This window comes from Caballeronia sp. M23-90, from assembly GCF_053574605.1.
On sequence record NZ_JBSIPA010000592.1, the window covers coordinates 1 to 3,434 of the forward strand.

General features: G+C 63.0%; 3 protein-coding genes and 1 pseudogene. 3 read left to right on the forward strand and 1 reads right to left on the reverse strand.

Annotated elements, in window-relative coordinates:
- The first annotated feature begins 179 nt into the window (after positions 1–179).
- The 3 genes from ACRXB1_RS33060 (at position 180) to ACRXB1_RS33070 (ending at position 2,425) form a co-directional block, all read left to right on the forward strand.
- Positions 180–626: a nuclear transport factor 2 family protein gene (locus tag ACRXB1_RS33060; RefSeq protein WP_061998627.1), complete on the forward strand. Its 447-nt coding sequence runs from the start codon at positions 180–182 to the stop codon at positions 624–626.
- A 106-nt stretch (positions 627–732) separates the two neighbouring features.
- Positions 733–1,869 carry a hydrolase gene (locus ACRXB1_RS33065; protein WP_449494427.1) on the forward strand — a complete coding sequence of 379 codons (1,137 nt, stop codon included), beginning with the start codon at positions 733–735 and terminating at the stop codon, positions 1,867–1,869.
- Positions 1,862–2,425 (forward strand): DUF2946 family protein, encoded by a 564-nt coding sequence (locus ACRXB1_RS33070; protein ID WP_449494428.1) that lies wholly within the window; start codon positions 1,862–1,864, stop codon positions 2,423–2,425. The genes ACRXB1_RS33065 and ACRXB1_RS33070 overlap by 8 nt, the downstream gene beginning before the upstream one ends.
- Here the strand turns inward: ACRXB1_RS33070 and ACRXB1_RS33075 are convergent.
- Positions 2,422–3,434, reverse strand: a pseudogene (locus tag ACRXB1_RS33075) (hypothetical protein); the annotation flags it as partial. The gene ACRXB1_RS33070 and the pseudogene ACRXB1_RS33075 sit on opposite strands and share 4 nt — an antisense overlap.

Sequence of the window (3,434 nt, forward strand, 5' to 3'; positions counted from 1 at the left end):
GCGCGGCATGCTGATGACGCAACGTAGTTGACTCAAGTAGTTGACGCAACGTAGTTGACGCCTGCGACATGCCAATGCCACCCAAGCGGGGGCATGCTTTTGAAACTTGACCGAACCGTGGCGTTTTTTGTCCGCAAAACACTGGACGCCGTGCATCGAACGTTAGAGACCCACTAGCCATGCCACGTTTTGCCCGCCTCTTCGAAGCCGCCGCCGATACCCTCAACGCCTACTACCAGGCCGTCGCGGAGGGCAATGTCGACAGCGTGATGGCGCTGTGGATCGACGAGGAATTCGCCACGTTCATCTGTGCGGACGGCTCGCACCTGAGCGGCCTGGACAGCATACGCGCGGGTCTTGCAACGCAACTCGAAAACCTGCCGATCACAGTCGAGCCGCTCGATATCCGTGTCTACGACAGTCTCGGCACCGTCGTCTACGCGATCGCCGAAGCGCATCAGTCCACCGAGCCCGGCAGCACGCCCGCCATGGTTTTCAGCACCTACGTGATGGTTCACGAACGTGGGGAATGGCGCATAGCACATATCCACGCGAGTGCGATGCCAGACGAAGCGGCCGGCCAGGTTGCTGCCAAGATGCGTCATGGACAGGGTCCGCTGCACTGAAATGGAATTCGCGGGCGCGGCAAGCTGGAACGCCTGTATCAGTGGCTTGGGGATTGCTGTCCCCGATGTACCGATGCTCCGACCGCACCTCGTTTGATAACGCGCCATGAAACGCGATTCATCTCACCTCATTGCTCCCGGCCCGGCGCGCGCGACGGCATCGGAAACTGACGCGCCCGACTCTGCCCTCGACGCGCTCGTCGATCCAATAATCGATCTGCTGTACCAGGCGCCGCGATGGCTGCCGAGCGCTCACGCCCAAACCATCGTGCCCGCGTTGTTCGCCCGCCGGCCGATGGTCCAGTACAAACGAGAACGATGGACCACGCCGGATGGCGATTTCATCGACCTGGACTGGCTCGACAGTGCTGTAGACACCGCAAGGCCTCCAGCCAAAGCACCGCTTTTCGTGCTGTTCCACGGTCTGGAAGGCAGTTCCGATTCCCATTACGCGCGTGTGCTGATGGCCGAAGCGAAGGCGCGCGGCTGGCATGGCGTCGTGCCGCATTTTCGCAGTTGCAGCGGTTCGATGAACCTCCTGCCACGCTTCTACCATCTCGCCGACAGCGCCGAAGTCGACTGGGTCCTGCGCCGGCTCAAGGCGCAACACAATGGGCCGGTCGTTGCGGCGGGTGTATCGCTGGGAGGCAACGTGTTGTTGCGATGGCTCTGCGAGCAGGAACAGGACGCCACAGCCATTCTGGATGCCGCCGCCGCCATCTCCGCGCCGCTCGATGTCCACGCGGGCGGCCACGCAATATCGCAGGGATTCGGCATGGTCTACACGCGCAGTTTCCTCAAGACGCTCAAGCGCAAGGCGCTCGCCAAGCTCGAACAATACCCGGGCCTTTTCGACCGCGACGCCATGCTCGCCGCGCGCACCATGCACGCATTCGATAACGCCGTCACTGCACCCGTCCACGGTTTCCGCGATACCGACGACTACTGGACCCGCGCCACCACGCGGCCTTTCTTGCCGCAGATCGCCGCGCCGACGCTCATCCTGAACGCTCGCAACGATCCGTTCCTGCCGGGGCGCGTGCTGCCATCGGCGACGGAAGTATCGGCCACCGTCACGCTCGATCAACCCATGCACGGCGGCCACGTCGGGTTCATGACCGGGCCGTTTCCGGGGCGTATCGACTGGTTGTCGCAGCGGGTTTTCGGTTATTTGCAGACGCACGTGAAGCAGGCAGCACCAGCACCAGCATCAGCACCCACTACGGATTCCACGCATGGATGAGATCGTCAAGCAGGCGCTGGCCAAATGGCCGAACGTTCCGCATTGCACCGGATGGCTGCTGCTCGACCGGCGCGGCCAGTGGCGCATGCGCGACGACGCCGCGCAAGCCGCGAATCTGCCTGGCGATATCATCCGCCACGACGCGCTCCTCGGCTTCATCAACCGCAATTACGCCGCCGATGACGCCGGCCAGTGGTTCTTCCAGAACGGCCCGCAGCGCGTGTATGTGGAGTTGGGGTACACGCCGTGGATCGTGCGATTGTGCGAGGCGAATGGCGCGCTCAAGCTGACGGATCACGCGGGTGGCGGGTTGGAACCATCCGAAGCGTGGCTGGATGACCAAGGGAACATACTCTTCTCGGATTCGACGCGCGTCGCCGCCTTGCACGATCACGACCTGGATCTGTTTTCATCGAATGCGGAACTCGATGAAAACGGCGGCGTTTTTCACTTCGCGCCGGGCGTCGATCTAACGCTGCAACGCATTGCGCGCCACGATGTGGCGGAACGTTTCGCCTTCGTCACCAGTCCTGCGGTCAGGGCAGCGGCGGCCTAACTGTCGTCCTTCTCCATCTCGCGCTCTTCCTTGTAGCGCGTTTCGAAATCGCGCAGCCGCGCGGATATCGTCGATAAATCGTAGAAACCCGCGTTTTTCAGATCGCGCGCCGCCTGCAACTGCCGGATAGCCGATGGCCACGCGCCGTCGAGCGCCAGCTTCTCCGCCATCGCGCGATGCTGCTGCATTGCGTCGTTCGCGCCCGCGCTCGCTTGCGCCAGGTAACGCCACCAGTCAGGCTGATTCGGGTCGTCGCGGGTTTCGCGGCGCGCCAGCGCCTGAGCTTCCGTAAAACGACGCGCGGACAACAAGGCCTGCAAATGCGTTTCGATAGCCGCGTGCGATGCAGGCCAGCGCTCCTGGGCGATATCGGCGAGATGGATGGCTTCGTTGTCGTGACCGGCGAGGCGCGCGATATCGGCGGCGAGGACATCGAGGCTCGGCGAGCTGCGATCCTGCGGACGTTTTGCGGCGATGGTGCCGAGGTTCACCACGGTGGCTGGCGTTTTTCCAGCGTTCAGCGATGCCAGCGCGGCGCTCGCCGGAGACGCGACATCGATTGATGACGTGGATGGAAGCGGGTTGCTGGCGTGGGCAACCATCGGCGCCTTCTGTTCCGCCGAAGCCGGACGGTCCTCCTGCGCGGGCTCGGCATCGAACACTTTGCGCGCCTCGGCGAGCGATGCGTTCGCGGCATCGTAATCGCGCTGCAGCGTCTGCGCGAGCGCGATCCCATACCAGTTCGCAGCCACGTTCAGCGCAGTCTGATCCTCGATTTCCGAGCGCAGCCGGGTGGCGACATCGCGATATTCACTCGTCGAATTCGCCTGCAGCACGCGGGCACGCGCCCTGACAAAACCGTATTCCGGCTCCTGCCGCGGCTGACGATACGGCACCCGGCGCGCACGGTAAGTGTCCTGCCCGAAACAACAATTCGATATGCACAGATTTGCGATATAAACATTCCTCTGATGAGAACGGCAGATCAGCGCGTCGCTGCAAACGGCCA

Bases quoted from the DNA above. Each gene is read 5' to 3' on its own strand.
- ACRXB1_RS33060 (WP_061998627.1), top strand. From the start codon at position 180: ATGCCACGTTTTGCCCGCCTCTTCGAAGCCGCCGCCGATACCCTCAAC.
- ACRXB1_RS33065 (WP_449494427.1), top strand. From the start codon at position 733: ATGAAACGCGATTCATCTCACCTCATTGCTCCCGGCCCGGCGCGCGCG.
- ACRXB1_RS33070 (WP_449494428.1), top strand. From the start codon at position 1,862: ATGGATGAGATCGTCAAGCAGGCGCTGGCCAAATGGCCGAACGTTCCG.